Source organism: Xanthobacter nonsaccharivorans (assembly GCF_043194755.2).
GTDB classification, from domain to species: Bacteria; Pseudomonadota; Alphaproteobacteria; order Rhizobiales; family Xanthobacteraceae; genus Xanthobacter; species Xanthobacter autotrophicus_G.
Window position 1 is genome coordinate 2,558,111 of the sequence record NZ_CM195526.1, and the last position, 19,592, is coordinate 2,577,702.

General features: G+C 69.0%; 17 protein-coding genes. 6 read left to right on the forward strand and 11 right to left on the reverse strand.

Annotation, left to right across the window (positions count from 1 at the left end; translation table 11 throughout):
- Positions 1-114 precede the first annotated feature (114 nt).
- Together dusA and V5F59_RS11765 are read left to right on the forward strand one after the other, a co-directional pair.
- Entirely contained in the window at positions 115-1,068 is a 954-nt protein-coding gene (gene dusA, locus V5F59_RS11760) for a tRNA dihydrouridine(20/20a) synthase DusA (protein ID WP_509211222.1), read from the forward strand.
- 194 nt (positions 1,069-1,262) lie between these two features.
- The gene (locus V5F59_RS11765) at positions 1,263-2,099 is read left to right on the forward strand and encodes a sulfite exporter TauE/SafE family protein (protein ID WP_393977555.1); all 837 of its coding nucleotides are present in this window, start codon (positions 1,263-1,265) and stop codon (positions 2,097-2,099) included.
- A gap of 49 nt (positions 2,100-2,148) precedes the next feature.
- Here V5F59_RS11765 and V5F59_RS11770 read toward each other — a convergent pair whose 3' ends face one another.
- A complete protein-coding gene (locus V5F59_RS11770; RefSeq protein ID WP_393977557.1) occupies positions 2,149-2,778 on the reverse strand; it encodes a hypothetical protein in 630 nt (209 codons plus the stop codon).
- 222 nt (positions 2,779-3,000) lie between these two features.
- On the opposite strand from V5F59_RS11770, the gene V5F59_RS11775 reads away from it, so the two are divergent.
- Positions 3,001-3,897, forward strand: a complete 897-nt coding sequence (locus tag V5F59_RS11775; protein ID WP_393977559.1) for an ATP-binding protein — start codon at positions 3,001-3,003, stop codon at positions 3,895-3,897.
- A 76-nt stretch (positions 3,898-3,973) separates the two neighbouring features.
- On the opposite strand, the gene V5F59_RS11780 is transcribed toward V5F59_RS11775, so the two are convergent.
- The 3 genes from V5F59_RS11780 to V5F59_RS11790 all read right to left on the reverse strand — a co-directional run bounded on the left by V5F59_RS11780 (position 3,974) and on the right by V5F59_RS11790 (position 8,871).
- Complete coding sequence (locus V5F59_RS11780) at positions 3,974-5,728, reverse strand: SPOR domain-containing protein (RefSeq protein WP_393977561.1); 1,755 nt, start codon at positions 5,726-5,728, stop codon at positions 3,974-3,976.
- Positions 5,729-5,869: 141 nt separating this feature from the next.
- On the reverse strand, positions 5,870-7,630 hold the full coding sequence (gene argS, locus V5F59_RS11785; protein ID WP_393977563.1) for an arginine--tRNA ligase: 1,761 nt from the start codon (positions 7,628-7,630) through the stop codon (positions 5,870-5,872).
- 35 nt (positions 7,631-7,665) lie between these two features.
- Positions 7,666-8,871 carry a deoxyguanosinetriphosphate triphosphohydrolase gene (locus tag V5F59_RS11790; protein WP_393977565.1) on the reverse strand — a complete coding sequence of 402 codons (1,206 nt, stop codon included), beginning with the start codon at positions 8,869-8,871 and terminating at the stop codon, positions 7,666-7,668.
- A 173-nt stretch (positions 8,872-9,044) separates the two neighbouring features.
- Here V5F59_RS11790 and erpA point away from each other — a divergent pair, with 173 nt between their 5' ends.
- Positions 9,045-9,422: an iron-sulfur cluster insertion protein ErpA gene (erpA, locus tag V5F59_RS11795; RefSeq protein WP_393977567.1), complete on the forward strand. Its 378-nt coding sequence runs from the start codon at positions 9,045-9,047 to the stop codon at positions 9,420-9,422.
- Positions 9,423-9,552: 130 nt separating this feature from the next.
- Here the strand turns inward: erpA and V5F59_RS11800 are convergent, their stop codons facing one another.
- Both V5F59_RS11800 and V5F59_RS11805 read right to left on the reverse strand, forming a co-directional pair.
- Entirely contained in the window at positions 9,553-10,713 is a 1,161-nt protein-coding gene (locus V5F59_RS11800; protein ID WP_393977569.1) for an alginate O-acetyltransferase AlgX-related protein, read from the reverse strand.
- 16 nt (positions 10,714-10,729) lie between these two features.
- On the reverse strand, positions 10,730-12,136 hold the full coding sequence (locus V5F59_RS11805) for an MBOAT family O-acyltransferase (RefSeq protein ID WP_393977571.1): 1,407 nt from the start codon (positions 12,134-12,136) through the stop codon (positions 10,730-10,732).
- Between the two features lie 162 nt (positions 12,137-12,298).
- Here V5F59_RS11805 and xth point away from each other — a divergent pair, with 162 nt between their 5' ends.
- Together xth and V5F59_RS11815 are read left to right on the forward strand one after the other, a co-directional pair.
- Positions 12,299-13,087 carry an exodeoxyribonuclease III gene (gene xth, locus V5F59_RS11810; RefSeq protein WP_393977573.1) on the forward strand — a complete coding sequence of 263 codons (789 nt, stop codon included), beginning with the start codon at positions 12,299-12,301 and terminating at the stop codon, positions 13,085-13,087.
- Positions 13,088-13,092: 5 nt separating this feature from the next.
- Entirely contained in the window at positions 13,093-13,503 is a 411-nt protein-coding gene (locus V5F59_RS11815) for a GFA family protein (protein ID WP_393977575.1), read from the forward strand.
- Here V5F59_RS11815 and V5F59_RS11820 read toward each other — a convergent pair.
- From V5F59_RS11820 to V5F59_RS11840, 5 genes are all read right to left on the reverse strand, one after another.
- Positions 13,473-14,651, reverse strand: coding sequence for a vWA domain-containing protein (locus tag V5F59_RS11820; protein WP_393977577.1), 1,179 nt, complete (start codon positions 14,649-14,651; stop codon positions 13,473-13,475). The genes V5F59_RS11815 and V5F59_RS11820 overlap by 31 nt on opposite strands.
- A gap of 24 nt (positions 14,652-14,675) precedes the next feature.
- Positions 14,676-15,596 (reverse strand): AAA family ATPase, encoded by a 921-nt coding sequence (locus V5F59_RS11825; protein ID WP_393977579.1) that lies wholly within the window; start codon positions 15,594-15,596, stop codon positions 14,676-14,678.
- 7 nt (positions 15,597-15,603) lie between these two features.
- Positions 15,604-16,215 (reverse strand): TMEM175 family protein, encoded by a 612-nt coding sequence (locus V5F59_RS11830; protein ID WP_393977581.1) that lies wholly within the window; start codon positions 16,213-16,215, stop codon positions 15,604-15,606.
- Between the two features lie 167 nt (positions 16,216-16,382).
- Positions 16,383-17,180, reverse strand: a complete 798-nt coding sequence (locus V5F59_RS11835) for an FAD binding domain-containing protein (protein ID WP_393977583.1) — start codon at positions 17,178-17,180, stop codon at positions 16,383-16,385.
- A gap of 12 nt (positions 17,181-17,192) precedes the next feature.
- Complete coding sequence (locus tag V5F59_RS11840) at positions 17,193-19,577, reverse strand: xanthine dehydrogenase family protein molybdopterin-binding subunit (protein WP_393977585.1); 2,385 nt, start codon at positions 19,575-19,577, stop codon at positions 17,193-17,195.
- Positions 19,578-19,592 lie beyond the last annotated feature (15 nt).

Sequence of the window (19,592 nt, forward strand, 5' to 3'; positions counted from 1 at the left end):
AAACGAATATGGGGCGTATCGTGGCGTAAAATCGAGCGCGCACGACGCGATCCAGCGTGCTGAAGTTGCGAAGTTATGAAAGAATATCAAGCTTTTATATTTTCCGTGGCGCCCATGATGGATTGGTCGGATCGTCATTGCCGGGCCTTCCATCGCACCTTCTCGCGCCATGCCCGGCTTTATACGGAGATGGTGACCGCCCCGGCCATCCTGCATGGCGACCGCGCGCGCCTGCTGGGCTTCGGCGAGGACGAGCATCCGGTGGCGGTGCAGCTGGGCGGCAGCAATCCCGTCCAGCTCGCGGAGGCCGCGCGCATCTGCGCCGATTTCGGCTATGACGAGATCAACCTCAACGTGGGCTGTCCCTCGGACCGGGTGCAGGGCGGCAATTTCGGCGCCTGCCTCATGCGCGAGCCCGACCTCGTGGCCGACTGCGTGGCCGCCATGAAAGCCGCGGTCGCGCTGCCCGTCACGGTGAAGTGCCGCATCGGCGTGGATGAGCAGGACCCGGAAGAGGCCCTCGACCGGCTGGCCGACGCGGTGGTCGCGGCCGGGGTGGACGGCCTCATCGTCCATGCCCGCAAGGCGTGGCTGGAAGGCCTCTCGCCGCGCGAGAACCGCGATATCCCGCCCCTCGACTACGATCGCGTGCGGCGGCTGAAGGCACGGCTGCCAGCCGTTCCCGTCGCCCTCAACGGCGGGCTCGCCAGCCTCGCCCAGGGCCTGGAGGAGGCGCGCGGCCTCGACGGGATGATGCTGGGACGCGCCGCCTACCACGAGCCGGAGCTGCTGGCCGGCGTCGATCCGCTGCTGTTCGGCACCCCTGCCCCGCACGCCGACACCTTCGCGGCCATCGAGGCCTATGAGCCTTATATCGCGCACCACCTGGAGGCGGGCGGGCGCCTTTCCGACATCACCCGCCACATGCTGGGCCTGTTCGGGGGCAAGAAGGGGGCGCGCATCTTCCGCCGGCGCCTCTCCACCGAGGCGATCCTGCCCGGCGCCGGCCTGGAAGTGCTGCGCTCCGCCGTGGACGAGGTGCGCCGGCGCGAGCGCATGGCCGCCTGACCCGCCGCGGAAGCCGCCACAGAAGCCGCCAGATGGGCACCGCCGGGATCTGCGCCCGATCTGCGTGAAATGCGTGGCTTCCGCGTCCCCGCATGCGGGCAGGCCTGTGGACAGGGGGCCGAATCCGCGTCACTCCTGCCGTCCCGCCGCGGATCCGTCCGGATCCATTTCCAGCGCAGGTTCCGGCCCTTCCCATGCTGCAGTCCGCTTCCGCCGGCGACATCGCCTTCCTGCTCACCACCCTCGTGGCCGGGGGCGTGCTCACGGGCCTCATCGCCGGGCTGTTCGGGGTGGGCGGCGGCGGCGTGATCGTGCCGGTCCTCTATGAAGTATTTGGCATGATCGGCGTCGATACCTCGGTGCGGATGCAGCTGTGCGTCGGCACCTCGCTCGCCATCATCATCCCCACCGCCATGACCTCCCATCGCGCCCATGTGGCGAAGGGGGCGGTGCTGCCGGGGGTGGTCCGCACCTGGCGGGTGCCGGCCATCGTCGGCATCCTCACCGGCAGCGCCATCGCCGCCGTGGCGCCGGGGCGGGTGCTGCAGATCGCCTTCGTGCTGGTGGTGGGCCTGCTGGGCCTGAAGAGCCTGATCGGCCGCAACGACATGACCGTGGCCGACCACCTGCCCGGCCCCGGAGCCATGCGCGGCTACGGATTCTTCATCGGCCTCGCCTCGTCGCTGGTGGGCATCTCCGGCGGCGGCATCTCCACCAACATCCTGCTGCTCTACGGCGTGTCGATCCATGCGGCGGTGGCCACCTCCGCCGGCATCGGCATCATCATCCCCATACCGGGAGTGATCGGCTACGCCATCGCCGGCTGGCCGCATCTGTCGCAGCTGCCGCCCTTGTCCATCGGCTACGTCTCGGTGATCGGCTTCCTGTGCATCGCGCCGGTGGCCGCCTTCGTCGCCCCCTATGGGGCGCGGCTGGCCCACCGGATGAGCCGGCGGCACCTGGAAATCGCCTTCGGCGTCTTCCTCATGGTGATCGCCGCGCGCTTCCTCTACGCGGCCGTCCACGGCTGACACCCGCACGGCCTCGACCGGGGGGCCGATGGCATGAGCCCCGGCGTCGTCACCAGCGGTGGGAAAAGCCCGCGGTGATGCTCTTGGCGAGGCTGGAGCCGGTATCGGTGAGCGCGGTGGTCACGCTGAGATCGCCGAGCACCTTCTGCTGCGCGCTGAGTGTGGGCAGGAAGCTGCGTGTCTCCTGCGTCGCCTTGGCGATGACGGAGAGGCTGGTGCCCATGTCGGTGAGGTTCAGGCTCACGGACTTGTCGGTTTCCCAGGCGTCGCTGCCGGTGGCCACCGTGTAGGTGTCCGCCACCGTCGCGGCGAGGCCGGCGCCGATGGGCACCGTGCGGGAGAAGGTGGTGGCGACCTTGCTCTGGGCATCCGACGGATTGACGGAGAGGTTCACGGTGCCCTTCTGCCACAGCATCCAGTCGGGCAGGCTCTGCAGGGACATCCGCGCATAAGCGGTGCCGCCGAGGTCGCCCGCGCCGGAGGAGACGGCGGGCGCCGCGCTGGCGGCTGCGGCCGAGAGGTCCATGCCGAACACGGTGCCGACCGCATCCAGATTGCTGGAATAGGTCAGCGAGGTGGTGCCGTCGGCATTCAGGGAGCTCTTGGCCGTGCCATCGGCGCGGGCCGGCAGGGCGGCGGCGAGCAGCAGGGGCAGCAGGAGCGCGGTGCGGGGCTTCATCGACATCCTTCGGCGGATCGGGCTGGAGAACGGCGAAGGCCGGGAAGCGCCCGGCCCCGGAGGGTCTGTGCCGGATGGTGGGCAGAAGTTGCGGCCGTATTACGGCACCGGAGCACCGGCCATGCGCGCATGCGATCCACGCATGGCTCCCTACCCGGCAACGCGCACCGATGCCTTGCGGGCATGCGCGCGCCGCCCTATCCCGCCCGCGGGAGGAAGAAGATGCCAGACCAGACCACGACCCCGACCGCCGACGCCACCCACGCCCTTCTCGTGCGCATTGCCGATGCGCTGGAGCGCCTTGCGCCCCCGGCGGTGGTGACCCCCGACTTCGATGCCGCTGACGCGTTCGTCTGGGCGACCGAGCCAGCCCGCTTCGAGCCCGTGCCGCGGGTGAACCGGGTGGAGATGGACCTTCTGCAGGGCATTGACCGGGTCCGCGACCAGCTGGTGGAGAATACCGAGCGCTTCGCCCGCGGCCTGCCGGCCAACAATGCCTTGCTGTGGGGCGCACGCGGCATGGGCAAGAGCTCCCTGGTGAAGGCGGCCCATGCCAGCGTCAACCGCGCCCTCGCCTCCGCGGACGGCCCGCGCCTGAAGCTGGTGGAGATCCACCGCGAGGACATCGAATCGCTGCCGGTGCTGATGGGGCTGGCGCGCACCTCCCGCCATCGCTTCATCGTCTTCTGCGACGACCTTTCCTTCGACGCGGACGACACCTCCTACAAGTCGCTGAAGGCGGTGCTGGAAGGCGGCATCGAGGGGCGGCCGGACAACGTCATCTTCTACGCCACCTCCAACCGCCGGCACCTCTTGCCGCGCGACATGATGGAGAACGAGCGCTCCACCGCCATCAACCCCGGCGAGGCGGTGGAGGAGAAGGTCTCCCTCTCCGACCGTTTCGGCCTGTGGCTGGGCTTCCACAAGTGCAGCCAGGACGAATACCTCGCCATGGTGGCGGCCTATGTGGCCCACCACGGCCTGCCGGTGACCGAGGAGGCGTGGCGGCCGCAGGCGCTGGAATGGGCCACCACCCGCGGTGCCCGCTCGGGCCGCACGGCCTTCCAGTTCGTGCAGGACCTCGCCGGGCGCCTCGGCGTGCCGCTGAAGGCCGCGTGAAATGAGAACGGCCACCGCAGCGCGCGGTGGCCGTTCTCATTGATGCCCATCGGCCGGCGAAGCGCCGGGCCGGACCTCAGTTCTTGGACGAGACGATGCAGTTGCCGCCGCGGGCGTGCAGCGCCTGGCAGACCTGGTTGGCCTGATCGCGCGTGGCGAAGGGGCCCACCTGGGCGCGATAGAAGATGCCCTTGTCGCCAAGGTCCACCTTCTTCACGTTCACCTTGTAGCCGCCGAGGATGTCCGGATAGCTCTGCTGGAGCGCCTTCCAGGAGCCCTGCGCATCCGCCTCGGTGCGCTGGGAAGCGACCTGGGCGGTGAAGGCGCCGCTGGCGACCGGGGTCGGCAGCGCGTTCGCCGTCTGAGTCGCGCTGGCGACGGGCGCCACCGCGCTCGCGGGATCCGGCAGGGTGGGGCCGGGATTGGCCGCATAAGCGGAAACCGGGGATCCCCCGCCGGGGAAGCTGTCGGCGCGCACGCTGAGGGTGCGCACCTTCTTCGGCTCGTTGAGATTGGCCGTCGCCGGGGCCGGCGCGGCCGCGGCAGGCACGGCGGCGGCCGCTGCGGGGGGCGTCGTCGCGGCGGACTTGGACACCGCGGCGGTCACGTCCACGGGCTGCTCCTCGCGGGGCACCACGCGCTCGTTGCCGGCCGCGGTGGTAGCGCCCAGGCGATCATAGATCAGCTTCTGCTGGCCGTCCGCCGACTGGACCGGCGTGGCGGTGACGGTCTTGGTGGACACCGCCTCGGCCTTGATCACCGGCGGAGCGCCGTTGCTGGACGCGGCAACCGTGTGCTTGCCCACCGCCATCTGGTACGCGAACACCCCGGCGGCGCCGGCTACCAGCAGCCCGAGGATGGAGACACCCAGCAGCAGCGCCGTCCGCCCTTTGCGGCGGCGGGGTTCCTGGTCGTAGACCTCCTCGCCGTGGGGCGGCATGTAGCCGTCCTCGGCATAATCGGGATCATAGGTATCGTCGTAATCGTCGTAGCCGTCGTCGTCCCGGCGCTCGGCCGAGTAGGCGTAGGCCGCCTCGTCATCGTCGTCGCGATGCCCGCGGCCACGCGGATAGCCATCCTTGTCGTAGCCATCCCGGTCATAACCGTCCCGGTCATAGCCGTCGTGTCCATAGGCGTCCTGGGCGGGACCGCGCTGCTGGCCACGGGTGTCGTAGGCGCGCTCGTCATAGACGGGCTGACGGCTGGCGGCGGCGGAGCGGCCCTGCGCTTGAGCCTGCGGGGCCGGCGCGGGATCGTAATCGTCGTCCTCGTCCCCATAGTGCGGCTCGGCAGCCGGGCGGGCGGGCGCGGTCCGCGCCAGGGAGCCATAACCCAGGCGAACGGTGCTGTCCGGCTGCGCGCCGTAACCGGGCTGCGCGGCCTGACGGGGAGCGACCGGCGCGACGGGCGCGGTCCGGGCGGGCGGCGCAGAGCGCTGGACAGGCGCGGGAACCGAGCTGCGCTGCGGCGCGCCGGACCAATCGTCCTGGTCGTCGTCCTCGTCGTCATAGGCCTGCGCCGGGGCTGCCTGCACGCCGCGCACCGGCGCGCGCGCCGCCTGACGGGGATCGGCATAGCCATCCGCCGTCCCGCGATAGGCCGGCGGGGTTTCCGGATAAGCACGCTGCGGCTGCCCGTAGGCCTGCGGCGCTTGCCCATAAGCCTGCGCGGGCTGGCGCTGCGCCGGGAGCTGGCTGCGCGCGGCGGGGGATGCGGCCCGGGAGCTGGGGCCGGAATAGTCGTCGTAAGGCTCCTCGTCGCCGATGAGGCGGGCGAGTTCGGCAAGGGCATCGTCCTTGCCGCTGGAGGCCTGCGCGTTGCTTGCGCGCACCGCACTCTCCACGGCCCCATTATCACGCCGGTAGCGGAACCTGCTTTCGTCGCCCATGTCGCCTCGATGTGTTGTCGTCCGCCCCATCCGGACATCCCGTTCCGGGCCGCACCGCCCTTACCGGGGCCACGGGACGAGCGATCACTTCATCTCGTCAACGGCCTCGACTCCCAGCACCTTGAGACCGGAGGCGAGGACCGCGGCCACGCCGTGAACCAAAGCCAAGCGAGCCGAAGTCAACTCTCGATCATTCTCGATAATGAAGCGTAAATGTGGCAAGTCTTTTCCCCGGTTCCACTGACCGTGAAATTCGCCCGCCAAATCGTGCAGGAAGAAGGAGATCCGGTGCGGCTCGCGGGCCGCCGCGGCTTGCTCCACAAGGCGCGGCCAGGACGCGAGGCGGCGCAGCAGCGTCAATTCGCCCTCATCGTCGAGTCGCGCCAGCGGCGCGTCGGCAAAGGCGGCGGACTCCTGCGGAAGGTCCTCGAATTCGCCGGCCGCGTTGCGCAGGATCGACTTGGCCCGGGCATGCGCATACTGCACGTAGAACACCGGATTCTCGCGTGACTGCTCGATCACCTTGGCAAGATCGAAGTCCAGCGGGGCGTCATTCTTGCGGAACAGCATCATGAAGCGCACCGCATCGCGGCCCACCTCGTCCACCACGTCGCGCAGGGTGACGAAGGAGCCCGCCCGCTTCGACATGCGCACCGGCTCGCCGTTGCGGAACAGGCGCACCAGCTGGATCAGCTCCACGTCGAGGCTGGCCCGGCCGCCGGATACCGCCTTCACCGCCGCCTGCATGCGCTTCACATAGCCGCCGTGGTCCGCGCCCCAGACGTCGATCATCTTGAGGAAGCCGCGGTCCACCTTGTCCTTGTGGTAAGCGATGTCGCCGGCGAAATAGGTGTAGCTGCCGTCCGATTTCTTGAGCGGCCGGTCCACGTCGTCGCCGAAGTCGGTGGAGCGGAACAGGGTCTGCTCGCGATCCTCCCAATCCTCGATGGGCGCGCCCTTGGGCGGCGGCAGCCGGCCCTCATAGACCTCGCCGGAGGCCCGCAGCGCCTCGATGGTGGCGCCCACCCGGTCCACCGCCCCGACGGACAGGGAACGCTCGGAGAAGAACACGTCGAACTCAATGCCGAGGGCCGCGAGGTCGTCGCGGATCATCACCATCATGGCGCCGATGGCGAAGCTGCGGAAGATGGGCAGCCACTCGCTCTCGGGCGAGCTCATGTACTCGCCGCCGTGCACCTGCGCCAGCTCCTGGCCCACGGGCACCAGATAGTCGCCCGGATAGAGCCCTTCCGGTATCTCCGCCTTCTCGCCGGTCACCGCCTCGCGGTAGCGCAGGTAGGCGGAGCGGGCCAGCACGTCCACCTGGGCGCCGGCGTCGTTGATGTAATATTCCTTGGTCACCGCGAAGCCGGCGAACGCCAGCAGCCGCGCCATGGCGTCGCCGAACACCGCGCCCCGGCAGTGGCCCACGTGCATGGGGCCGGTGGGGTTGGCGGAGACGTATTCCACGTTCACCTTCTCGCCCGCCCCCAGGGTCGAGCGGCCGAACCCTGTACCGTGCCGCAGCACGGCGGCCAGCACCGCCGGCCAGAAGGCGGCGTCGAGGCCGATGTTGATGAAGCCAGGACCGGCCACGTCGACCCTGGCAACGCCCTCCACCGCCTTGAGCTTGCCGGCGATCCGCTCGGCGAGGTCGCGGGGCTTCATGCCCGCATCCTTGGAAAGGACCATGGCGGCGTTGGTGGCAAGGTCGCCGTGGCTCGCATCGCGCGGCGGCTCCACCACCACGCGGGAGAGGTCGAGGCCTGCAGCAACCTGTCCCTCGGCGGCGAGGGCGGCGACGGCTTCGCGCACGTGATCGGCGAAGATCGCGTAGACGTTCATGAATGGGAGTCCGATCGGGTTGGTTGCCGGGGCGCCTATCGCAAGTCCGGCGTCGTGTCAAAGAAGCGGGCGTGCTGGTCGAGGGCGTAGCGGTCGGTCATCCCGGCGATATAATCCGCCACCCGCCGCGCCAGCCGCTCGGGATCCAGAAGGTCGAGATCGGCCGTCCAGCTTTGCGGCATGTCGTGCGGCTGGGCGGTGAAATGGCCATAGAGGTCGCGCACCACCTGCTGGGCGTCGGCCATGATGCGGTTGACCCGCTCGTGCCGGTACATGCGGGGGAAGAGGAAGCCCTTCACCGCCCGCTCCTTCTCCCGCATCTCGTCCGAGAAGGCCGCCAGCGGCGCCCCGAGGGCGCGCACCGCATCCGCAGAGGCGACCCCGGCCGCCGCCGCCCGCCGGTCGGTCTCCGCCACCACGTCCTCGATGAGGCGGGTGATGACCCTGCGGAAGACCTCGTTGGCCGTCCGCGCGACCCCGAGACCGGGATACCGCCCGCGCACCTCGGCGACGGCCTCGCCGATCAAGGGGATCTCGCTGATATCGTCCAAGGTGAAGAATCCGGCCCGCAAACCGTCGTCGAAGTCGTGGACGTCGTAGGCGATATCGTCGGATATGGACGCCACCTGCGCCTCGGCGGAGGCGTGGCTCCACAGCTCCAGGTCCTGCAAGGCGGAGTGGACGGAGATGGCGTGGGGCAGCCCGTCCCTGTAGCGGCCGATGCCGTTTCCATCCCGGTCCGTGAGCGGACCGTTGTGCTTGGCGATGCCCTCCAGCGTCTCCCAGGTGAGGTTGAGGCCATCGAACTGCGCATACCGGCGCTCGATCCGCGTCACCACCCGGAGCGACTGGGCATTGTGGTCGAACCCCCCCTGCCCCGCCATGCAGGCGTCCAGCGCCCTTTCTCCCGCATGGGCGAAGGGCGGGTGGCCGAGATCGTGCGCCAGCGCCAGCGCCTCGGCGAGATCCTCGTCCAGCCCGAGCGCCCGCGCGATGGAACGGGCCACCTGCACCACCTCCAGCGTATGGGTGAGGCGGGTGCGGTAGTGGTCGCCCTCGTTGAACACGAAGACCTGGGTCTTGTGCTTCAGCCGGCGGAAGGCGGTGGAATGAATGATGCGATCGCAATCGCGCCGGAACGGGCTGCGAGGCGCCATCTCCGGCTCGGGCACGAGCCGGCCGCGCACCTCGAGCGCGTCGCAGGCCCATGGAACGCGCGGCCTTGCGCCGGAAACCGCCATTCTCTCGTCCTCCCCCAAGCCCTTCGGCACGCCGGGCTAGAGCGTGATTGCGGCGGAGCCGTGCCCTTCCGGAACCGGGCCGCCGGCTCTTTTTGCGGTGCAACCCTTTAATTCATGCCCCGTTGGGCTTACCTTCAGGGCCATTGCCAGCTTCAATTCGTAAAGTCGATACCATGGAAACCTCACTCGCCCCGACGCCAGCTCCCGACGCCCTGACCGCGGCGGAGCTGGACTTCACCGTCACCGACGCCGCCGCCCGCCGCATCTGCCAGATCCTGTCGTCGGAGCCCGACGGCACGTTCCTGCGCCTCAGCGTGGAAGGCGGCGGATGCTCCGGCTTCTCCTACAAGTACGATGTGACAACCGAGCAGGGCGAGGACGACCTCGTCATCGAGAAGGAAGGCGCCAAGGTGGTGGTCGACCGCATCTCGCTCGACTACATCAAGGGGTCCCAGCTCGACTACAAGGCCGACCTGATGGGCTCCGCCTTCAAGATCAGCAACCCGCAGGCCACCGCCAAGTGCGGCTGCGGGTCGAGCTTCGCCGTCTGAGCCGAAGCGCCCGTTCCGAAGCTGCCGTCGCCATCCGGCGCGTCCGGGTGGCGTGCCTTTTTGCCTGCGTCCGCACGTCGCCGGCCGATGCCGAGCCGCTGCGGGAGCATGAGGCGCGCCGGCCGCGGCTTCACGGCGCCACGTTGCGCGGGACCGCCCGGGTCCAGGGCCGGGGCAGGCCCGTTGGCCAGTCGTCGCCGTAGCAGGGGAAGAAGCGCTCCGTCCGGGCGTAGATGATGAGGTCCGGCGCGAAGCGCTTCACGTCGTCGAAGTTGAAGTCGCAATTGCCGGTCACCTTCGCCGAGGCGTGCATCCATGCCACCTGGCTCGCATCCGAGTACGCGAACAGGCGCGGCCACGTCACCGCGGTGAAGGAATCCCCCATGATCAGCACCCGTGGGCCGGTGGCGGCGAAGTCCCGCACCACCGACTTGAAGGCGATATGCTCGTTATGGTGCCTCAGCGACGGGTCGAAACGCGGCTTTGCCCCCCGGTCGTCGATCTGAAGGCGGAAGTTCTCCTCCTTCACCTCCGGCGGCATGCGCATGTTGCGCAGCAGGTCGCCGCGGGGGGCGTCCTGCAAGGGGCCGACCACCTTCGCCGGGTCCACCTGCCAACCGGGATGGCCCGCCGCCGCCATGACGGCATTGAAGGCGGCCACGGACGATTGGTTGTTCCAGTGCGTATCGGTGAGGAGATAGCGCGGCCGAGGCATCTCGCGCAGCACCGAGCGCAGGTCCACCGTTGCCACGCCCCGCGCCTTCAGGCCCTGCAGCGCCAGGTCATATTCGGTGACGGGATAAGCCAGTCCGTCGGACCAGTCCGGCAGCGCCTCCAGTTCCACCGACTGGGCATTGGGCGGGATGGCGACGATTATGCGCGTCCCTCTGGGCGCGAGCACCCGCTGCATCTCGCCCAGCATATCGACGAAGCGCTCCACATTCTCCGCCCGCACCAGGGCGCCGGAGGATTGCTGCGGCGTCTGTTCCCGGCCCCAGAAGAGCTGTCCGCCGCGGCCCGCATAGAAAGGACGGCTGTCGGGTGATTCCAGGACCACCCGCATCTCCCGCCTCAGCACCGGGAGGGTGGCGCGGAAGCCGAAATTGTCCTGCACGAGGGAGCCGATGTTGCGGAACCAATAGTTCAGCTTCTGGGACCAGCTGAAATCCGATGGCACCTTCACCCGCCATTCCATGCTGGCGAGCGGGTCCGGGATCACATTGGAAACCAGAAGGAAGCCGAACAGTCCGGCGACCATGAGGCCCATGTAGCGGCGGTGGCGGGAGAGCATGCTCGGGTCCTCCCCCTCAGAACCGGTAATACAGGAAGGGGGTGGCGGTCGTGCCCCCCACCCAGGCGATGCTGGCCAGCATCAGCGCGGCCACCAGAGCGTAGTCCGCAACCCCAGCCAGCCGCCCCTCGCCCACCAGGGTCTTCCAGCGCGGCCAGCGAAAGAAGCCGATGAGCCCGCCGATGATGAGCACGGTGATGGCCAGGGGCGTGAGCCCGAAGCCCAGCGCCATGGAGGCGCGGCTGAACCCGTTCATCCCGAACAGGCCGCGGAACATGTCCAGCGCGCCCGGGAGCGTATCGGCCCTGAACCACACCCAGCCGAACATCACGACGATGACCGTATAGAGGTGGGCGATGGCGCCGGGGGCCCGCTTCAGCCATTTGCCGAGGAAGGCGCGCTCGATGATGAGGAAGCCGCCGTGGTGCGCCCCCCAGATCACGAAGTTCCAGCTCGCCCCGTGCCACAGGCCGCACAGGAGGAAGACGGCGGACAGATTGATGTAGGTCCGCAGCTCGCCCCGCCGGTTTCCGCCGAGGGGAATGTAGAGATAGTCGCGCAGGAAGGCGGAAAGGCTCATGTGCCAGCGCCGCCAGAAATCGGTGATGGAATGAGCCGTGTACGGCAGGCGGAAGTTCCGCGGCAGCACGAAGCCCACCATCACGCCGAGGCCCACCGCCATGGTGGAATAGCCGGCGAAATCGAAATAGATCTGCACCGTATAGGCATAAAGACCCAGCCACGCCTCCACGAAGGTGGGATGGGTGGTGGTGTCGAACACGCCGTCCACGAGGCGGGCCACCTCATCGGCGATCAGCACCTTCCAGGCGAGGCCGATGGCGAACAGCCGGGCCCCGGCGGAGAAGCGGCCGAGGGTGACGCGCCGCTCCGACAGCTGCCGCGCCACCGTGGCGTAGCGCACGATGGGTCCGGCCACGAGCTGCGGGAACATGCACATGTAGAGCGCGAATTGCGCCGGATCGCGATTGGCGTGGACTTTCCGCTTGTAGATGTCCGCCAGGTACGAGAGCGCATGGAAAGAATAGAAGGAGATGCCCAGCGGCAGCGAGATCTTCGGCAATGGCAAGGCCAGACCGGCGGGCTCGATCAGGGCGTTGAGGTTCTCAACGAGGAAGCCGGTGTATTTGAACACCCCGAGCAGGAGCAGGTTGAACACAACCCCGCCGGCCAGCACGCGCTGCCGCGCCGCGCCGTCCCGCCCCTCGATGGCACGGGCGAGGAAGAAGTTGACCGCTACAGAGCCAAGAAGAATGAGGATATGCGGGGTATAGCCGGCAGAGTAGAAGACGAGTGAGAAGGCAAGGAAGATGTAATTCCGCGTCGTGATGCGCTTCGCGGAGAAGTAGGACACCAGGAACAGGGGGAAGAAGTAGAACAGAAACTCGATGGACGCGAACGTCATACCACTCTGCCGCCGCTGAGGGACAAAGGGCGTTCCTGCCATTCTTTTGCCGCCGCCGCAACCCTTGGACAGAAGGTGCGCTTGAGCGCGGGCACCATTGCCTCCGGCCGGTAGCGGCGTATCCTCCCGGCCGAGAAGCCCGGCCCCGAGGAGTCCGCCGCCTTGCGCATCGCCACCTGGAACGTCAATTCCATCCGCCAGCGTCTCGACCACGCGGTGCGCTGGCTCTCCGAAACCCGGCCGGACATCGTCTGCCTGCAGGAGATCAAGTGCCAGACCGACGCCTTCCCGAAGGAGCCGTTCGAGGCGCTGGGCTATAATGTCACGGTCCACGGCCAGAAGACCTTCAACGGCGTCGCCGTCCTCTCCCGCCTGCCGCTGGAGGACGTGACCCACGGCCTCGCCGGGGACGACGGGGACGAACAGGCCCGCTTCATCGAGGCGGTGGTGTCGGTGAAGGGCACGGTGGTGCGCGTCGCCTGCATCTACCTGCCCAACGGCAACCCGCCGGACACGGAGAAATACCCCTACAAGCTTGGTTTCATGCAGCGGCTGGAGGCCTTTGCCGCCGACCGGCTGAAGCTGGAGGAGCCCCTGGTGCTCGCCGGCGACTTCAATGTCATTCCCGAGCCGCGGGATGCCGCGGAACCGGCCGCGTGGGTGAAGGACGCCCTGTTCCTGCCCCGCACCCGGGCCGCCTTCCGCTCGCTCACCAACCTCGGCCTCACCGATGCGCTGCGCGCCAGCACCGATGCGGAGCGGCTCTTCACCTTCTGGGACTACCAGGCCGGCGCCTGGCAGCGGGACTTCGGCATCCGCATCGACCATCTGCTGCTGTCACCACAGGCCGCCGACAAGCTGATCGCCACCGGCGTCGACAAGCATGTGCGGGCTTGGGAGAAGCCCTCCGACCACGTGCCCGTCTGGGCCGACTTCTCCATCGCGGCGTGATCGTGATGGCGGAGCCTGAGCTGGAAGGCGGATGCTTGTGCGGGCAGCTACGCTACCGCATCCGCCGCATCCACAGCGTCTACTGGTGCCATTGCACCATGTGCCGACGCTCGTCAGGCTCCGGAGCGATTCCCTGGGTCACGGTGGCGCGGGAGGATTTCGAGCTGATCGCCGGCACTCCGCGGGCCTACGCCTCCTCGCCCGGCGTCGAGCGGAGGTTCTGCGGCGCCTGCGGCAGCCCCATCGTCTTCGACATGGCGCGGGAAGCGCAGGTGGACGTCACCGTCGGCACGCTCGACGCGCCGGATGCGGTGCGCCCCACCCACCACATCTGGAGCCGATCCGCGCTGCACATGACCGCCGGCCTCGGCCCGGATCTCCCCCGCTATGCGGCGGAACGGCCGGCGGAGGAATAATCCGCCCCCAGCGCCGTCACGAGGCTTTCGAGGCTCTTGAGGTCGTGCACGGGGCGGAAGTCGTCCACATGCGGCAGCATCGCCTTCACGCCCTGCGCCTTCGGCTCGAACCCCTCATAGCGCAGCAGCGGATTGAGCCACACCAGCCGGCGGCAGGAGCGACGCAGGCGCGCCATCTCGGCGGCGAGGCCCGCGTCCGCCTCGCGCTCCAGCCCATCGGTGAAGAGCAGCACCACCGGATTTTGTGCCAGCACCCGCCGCGACCAGTCGCGGTTGAAGGCGTGAAGCGAGGAGGCGATGCGCGTTCCGCCGGCCCAGTCCTTCGCGGATTGTGCCACGGCCGCGAGCGCCGCATCCGGATCGCGCCGCCGCAGGGCGCGGGTCACGTTCGTGAGCCGCGTGCCGAAGAGGAAGACGGCAACCCGCCGCTTCTCTCCCAGCGCGTGCAGGAAATGCAGGATGGGCCGCGAATAGTCGGCCATGGAGCCGGAGATATCCACCAGCGCCACGATGGGCGGCGGGCGAAGCCGCGGCCCCGCCCGCTTCAGCAACAGCAGATCGCCCCCGGTGGCGAGCGCGCCGCGCAGCGAGGCGCGGAAATCCACCTTCCGCCCCCGAGGATCGGCGGCAAGGCGGCGGGTGTGGGCCCGGTCATCCGGCATGCGCAGGGTGGCGATGCGCCGGCGCGCCTCGGCCAGTTCGGCGGCGCTCATCTGCGCGAAGTCCTTGGTGCGCAGCACATCCTCGCGGGACGCGGAAAGGCGCGCCTCCACCTCCACCCGCGGCTTCTCAGCCGCCCGCGGCGTGCCGATGTTGGAGAACAGCGCCTCCTCCACCCTGCGCAGCACGCTCTCCCGCTTCTTCTCCCGCTCCGGCACCGCCACCGGCGAGAGCAGGGCCATGAGCTTTTCCTGGTGCGCCCGCCGCCGCCAGAACAGGCGGAAGGCATGGTCGAACACCACGCTGTCCTCATGGCGTGAGACGAAGACGGCGTGGAGGGTCCAGTAGAAATCCTCGTGCGAGCCAACCCCCGCCGACTGCAGGGCCTCCACCGCATCGAGGACCCGGCCCGGCCCCACCGCAAGCCCCGCCGCCCGCAAGGCGCGGCCGAAATAGGCGATGTTCTCGGAAAGATGCCCCTCAGGCATGACGCGGCCGGAGGGATCGGAGCCTCATTCCGCCGCCCGCACCGCCTGGCGCGCCTCCTCGATCAGGCGCTCGATGCGTGGCGCATCGGTCCGGGCGATGTCGTCCTGATACTTCAGCAACACGCCGAGCGTATCTCCCACGAGCCCCGGATCGAGGGCCACCGCGTCCAGCTCCACCAGCGCGGAAGCCCAGTCCAGCGTCTCGGCGACGCCCGGCAGCTTGAACAGGTCTTCCTTCCGCAGGGCCTGCACGAAGGCGACCACCTCCGCCGAGAGCCGCGCCGGCGCATCCGGAAGGCGCGCGCGCAGGATGGCGAGCTCGCGCGCGGCATCCGGATAATCCACCCAATGGTAGAGGCACCGCCGCTTGAGCGCGTCGTGGATCTCGCGGGTGCGATTGGAGGTGAGGATGATGATGGGCGGGGCCACGGCCCTCACCGTGCCCACTTCCGGGATGGTCACCTGGTGATCCGCCAGCACCTCCAGCAGGAAGGCCTCGAAGGCCTCGTCCGTGCGGTCGAGCTCGTCCACCAGCAGCACCGGCGGCCCCTCCGGCTGCGGTTCCAGCGCCTCCAGCAGCGGACGGCGCAGCAGGTAGCGCTCGGAGAAGATATCGGCGGCGATGGCGGCCTTGTCGGTCTCCCCGGCCGCCTCCGCGAGACGGATGGCGATCATCTGCGCCGCATGGTTCCACTCATAGACTGCGGCGGCGAGGTCGAGCCCCTCGTAGCATTGCAGGCGGATAAGGCGCCGGCCGAGCGCGGCGGCGAGCGTCTTGGCGACTTCCGTCTTGCCGACCCCTGCCTCCCCCTCCAGCAACAGGGGGCGCCCCATGCGCAGGGCCAGGAACACCACCGTGGCGAGGGCCCGGTCCGCCACATAGCCGGCCTTCAGCAGCAGCGCGGCGGTGGCGTCGATGGAGGCGGGGAGCGTCACCTGCGTCATGGGCGGATCACGGCTGTTTCGTTGCCCGCGCGCCATCCTCGGGCGGACTTCCGCCCGCCCCGCCGAAGCCGCCGCGCGGCCAGCCGGGCAGGCGTGAGAGCGCATTGAGGAAGAAGGCGGACATGGCGTAGCGCGGCTCCACCAGCGCGATCAGCGCCGCAAGCGCCGCCGTGGCGATGAAGAGCGGCAGCTTCGGCCCGGCCGCGGCCGCGAACGAACGATGCCCCGGCATCACGTCGAGATAGCGCATGGTGATGGTGAGCGCGCCCAGCGTCGCCATGTTCGCCGCATAGACGAGCACCGCCGGCGCGAAATTCCCATAGCGCCCGACGAGCCCCGAAGAGAACGGCACCATCGTCACGAAGAAGAGGAAGAGCAACACAAGCCGCACCACGCCCCCGCCCACCGCATCCCCCGTCGGCCGCAGCTCGATGCCGCCGCGCCACAAGGCACCGAGCACGAAGAAGCTGATGACGTAGGTCAGCGTCTGGTGCCGGAGCGAGAGGAGATGGGACCAGAGGCCCGCTGCGGACGAGATGTCGAGATCGTCCGGCAGCCGAATATCCAGCACCAGCAACGTCATGGCGAAGGCGAAGACGCCGTCGCTCAGGGCGTCCACCCGCGCCTTGGGAAATCGGCTTTCGGCTTGTCGGCTCATAGTGCCCCGATGGCGCGCCCCTTCGCCCGCGAGCGGATGGCGCATCCGTTCGCCCATAGCGTGCCTCGCCCTCGCACGCGAGCCGGCGCGGCGTCGCAACCCGCCCCGGACGCACGGGCCGGCCCGGCTCAGGCGATGGACGCGACCGCACGTTTCGCCATCACCTTCACCAGCTGCGCGCGATATTCGGCGCTGCCGTGAAGGTCGCTCATGAGGTCGGACGGATCGAGGGAGAGGTCGGCCACCGCCTGCGGCGAGAAATCCGAGGTGAGGACTGAGCCCGCCTCCTCCCACAGGAAGACACCGGATTGCCCCGCCCCCGTCACCGCCACCCGCACCTCGGCCGCGGTCTTCGCCACGAACACGCCGGCCATGGCGTAGCGGGACGCAGGGTTGCGGAACTTCGCATAGGCCGCCTTCTCCACCTTGGGGAAGTCGACCCGGGTGATGATCTCGCCTTCCTTCAGCGCCGTCTCGAACAGGCCGCGGAAAAAATCGTCCGCGGCGATGGAGCGGCGGTCGGTCACCACCGTGGCGTTGAGGGCGAGGACCGCGGCGGGATAATCGGCGGTGGGGTCGTCATTGGCGAGGGAGCCGCCAAGGGTGCCCCGGTTGCGCACCGCCGTGTCGCCGATCATGCCGGCGAGATCCGCGAGGGCGGGAATGGTCGTGCGGACGAGCGCCGACCTCGCCACCTCCGCATGGCGTGTCATGGCGCCGATGGAGAGACCTTCCGGAATGGCGGAGATGCCGGACAGGCCGGGAATCCGCGACAGGTCCACCAGGGCGGAGGGCTGGGCGAGCCGCTGCTTCAGGGTGGGCAGAAGCGTCTGCCCGCCGGCGAGCGGCTTCGCCTCCGGATCGGCGGCGAGGGCCGCCACCGCATCGGCGATCTGCGCGGGACGCTGATAGTCGAAGGCAAACATGGCGCGTCCTCCCTATTCCGCCGCCAGGCGTGCCGCGCGCGCCTGGGCGATGGCCCAGACCCTCGCGGGCGTCGCCGGCATGGGTACGTCTTCGGTTCCGAGCGCATCGGTGAGCGCATTGATGACCGCAGGCGGCGAGCCGATGGCCCCGGCCTCCCCGCAACCCTTGATTCCCAGGGGGTTGGAGGGACAGCGCGTCTGCGTCATCCCCACCTTGAACGAGGGAAGGTTGTCAGCCCGCGGCATGGTGTAGTCCATGTAGGAGCCGGTCACGAGCTGGCCGTCCTCGTCATAGGTGACGCCCTCGAGCAGCGCCTGGCCGATGCCCTGCGCAATGCCGCCGTGCACCTGCCCTTCGACGATCATCGGGTTGATGATGATGCCGAAATCGTCCACCGCCACGAAGCTGACAACCTCGGTGACGCCGGTCTCCGGATCCACCTCCACCTCGCACACGTGGCAGCCGGCGGGGAAGGTGAAATTGGTGGGGTCGTAGAACGCCCCTTCCTTCAGCCCCGGCTCGATCTCGGAGGTGGGGAATTTGTGCGCCACATAAGCGTTGAGTGCCACTTCGGCGAAGGCCAGCGAGCGGTCGGTGCCGGCGACGGTGAACTTGCCGTCCTTGAACTCGATGTCGCCTTCCGAGGCCTCCAGCATGTGGGCGGCAATCTTTTTGGCCTTGGCCTCCACCTTGTCCAGGGCCTTGGAGATGGCCGACATGCCCACCGCGCCGGAGCGCGAGCCGTAGGTGCCCATGCCGAACTGCACCTTGTCGGTGTCGCCGTGCACCACCGTCACCTGGTCGATGGGGATGCCGAGGCGGGCCGACACGAGCTGGGCGAAGGTGGTCTCGTGCCCCTGGCCGTGGCTGTGGGAGCCGGTGAGCACCTCCACGTTGCCGGTGGGGTTCACCCGCACCTCGGCACTCTCCCACAGGCCGACGCCGGCGCCCAGCGACCCCACCGCCGCCGACGGCGCGATGCCGCACGCCTCGATATAAGCGGAAAGCCCGATGCCGCGCAGCTTGCCACGCCGCTCCGCCTCCGCCCGGCGGGCGGGAAAGCCCTTGTAGTCGGACAACTCCAGCGCCTTGTCGAGGGAGGCGACATAGTCGCCCGCGTCATAGGCCATGATCACCGGAGTCTGGTGCGGGAAGGTGCGGATGAAGTTGCGCCGGCGGAACTCCGCCGGATCCTCCCCCCGCTCGCGCGCCGCCTTCTCCACGATGCGCTCCAGGAGGAACGTCGCCTCCGGCCGCCCGGCGCCGCGATAGGCGTCCACCGGGGCGGTGGTGGTGTAGATGGCGTCCACCTCGCAATAGATGGCGGGGATGTCGTACTGCCCGGACAGCAGCGTCGCGTAGAGATAGGTCGGGATGGAGGAGGCGAAGGTGGAGAGGTAGGCGCCCATGTTGGCGCGGGTGTGCACCCGCAGCGCCAGGATCTTCCCCGCCTCGTCCAGCGCCAGCTCGGCATGGCTGATATGGTCGCGCCCATGGGCGTCGGACAGGAACGCCTCCGAGCGATCCGCCGTCCACTTCACCGGGCGGCCAACCTTCCTCGCCGCCCAGACGCAGACGGTCTCCTCCGCATAGATGAAGATCTTGGAGCCGAAGCCGCCGCCCACATCCGGCGCGATCACGCGCAGCTTGTGCTCCGGGGCGATGCCGACGAAAGCGGACAGGACCAGTCGCGCCACATGCGGGTTCTGGCTGGTGGTCCAGAGGGTGAAGGCCTCGTCGCCGGAATCATATTCACCGATGGCGGCGCGCGGCTCGATGGCGTTCGGGGCGAGGCGGTTGTTGACGAGGTCGAGGGTGGTCACCTTGGCGGCGCGGGCGAAGGCGGCCTCGGTCGCGGCCTTGTCGCCCAGTTCCCATTCGAAGGCGGTGTTGCGCGGGGCGCAGTCATGGATCTGGCCGGCCTCCGCATCCGGGGCCGTGGCGAGATCGGCGACGGCCGGCAGGAGCTCATACTCCACCTCCACCGCCAGAGCGGCATCCTTCGCCTGGTTGAGGGTTTCGGCGATCACCACGGCCACATGGTCGCCCACATAGCGCACCTTGTCCTTCGCCAGCGCCGGATGGGAGCCCATCTTCATGGGGCTGCCGTCCTTGGAATGGATCATCCAGCCGCAGATGAGGTCGCCGATGCCGTCGGCGGCGAGGTCCAGCCCCGTGAGGATGTCCACCACCCCCGGCATCGCCTTCGCGGCGGTGGCGTCGAGGCTGCGGATGCGGGCGTGGGCATAAGGCGAGCGCACGAAATAGGCATAGGCCTGGCCGGGACGGTCGAGATCGTCCGTGTAGCGGCCCTTGCCGGTGATGAAGCGGTGGTCTTCCTTGCGCCGGACGGCGGCGCCGATGGGCGTGACGGAGCTGGAAACGCTGGCGTTCATGGAGTCCTCCCGAGG

What these genes read in the sequence shown, in the direction of transcription:
- dusA (WP_509211222.1), top strand. Translation starts at nt 115, where the DNA reads ATGATGGATTGGTCGGATCGTCATTGCCGGGCCTTCCATCGCACCTTC.
- V5F59_RS11765 (WP_393977555.1), top strand. Translation starts at nt 1,263, where the DNA reads ATGCTGCAGTCCGCTTCCGCCGGCGACATCGCCTTCCTGCTCACCACC.
- V5F59_RS11770 (WP_393977557.1), bottom strand. Translation starts at nt 2,778, where the DNA reads ATGAAGCCCCGCACCGCGCTCCTGCTGCCCCTGCTGCTCGCCGCCGCC.
- V5F59_RS11775 (WP_393977559.1), top strand. Translation starts at nt 3,001, where the DNA reads ATGCCAGACCAGACCACGACCCCGACCGCCGACGCCACCCACGCCCTT.
- argS (WP_393977563.1), bottom strand. Translation starts at nt 7,630, where the DNA reads ATGAACGTCTACGCGATCTTCGCCGATCACGTGCGCGAAGCCGTCGCC.
- V5F59_RS11790 (WP_393977565.1), bottom strand. Translation starts at nt 8,871, where the DNA reads ATGGCGGTTTCCGGCGCAAGGCCGCGCGTTCCATGGGCCTGCGACGCG.
- erpA (WP_393977567.1), top strand. Translation starts at nt 9,045, where the DNA reads ATGGAAACCTCACTCGCCCCGACGCCAGCTCCCGACGCCCTGACCGCG.
- V5F59_RS11800 (WP_393977569.1), bottom strand. Translation starts at nt 10,713, where the DNA reads ATGCTCTCCCGCCACCGCCGCTACATGGGCCTCATGGTCGCCGGACTG.
- V5F59_RS11805 (WP_393977571.1), bottom strand. Translation starts at nt 12,136, where the DNA reads ATGACGTTCGCGTCCATCGAGTTTCTGTTCTACTTCTTCCCCCTGTTC.
- V5F59_RS11815 (WP_393977575.1), top strand. Translation starts at nt 13,093, where the DNA reads ATGGCGGAGCCTGAGCTGGAAGGCGGATGCTTGTGCGGGCAGCTACGC.
- V5F59_RS11820 (WP_393977577.1), bottom strand. Translation starts at nt 14,651, where the DNA reads ATGCCTGAGGGGCATCTTTCCGAGAACATCGCCTATTTCGGCCGCGCC.
- V5F59_RS11825 (WP_393977579.1), bottom strand. Translation starts at nt 15,596, where the DNA reads ATGACGCAGGTGACGCTCCCCGCCTCCATCGACGCCACCGCCGCGCTG.
- V5F59_RS11835 (WP_393977583.1), bottom strand. Translation starts at nt 17,180, where the DNA reads ATGTTTGCCTTCGACTATCAGCGTCCCGCGCAGATCGCCGATGCGGTG.
- V5F59_RS11840 (WP_393977585.1), bottom strand. Translation starts at nt 19,577, where the DNA reads ATGAACGCCAGCGTTTCCAGCTCCGTCACGCCCATCGGCGCCGCCGTC.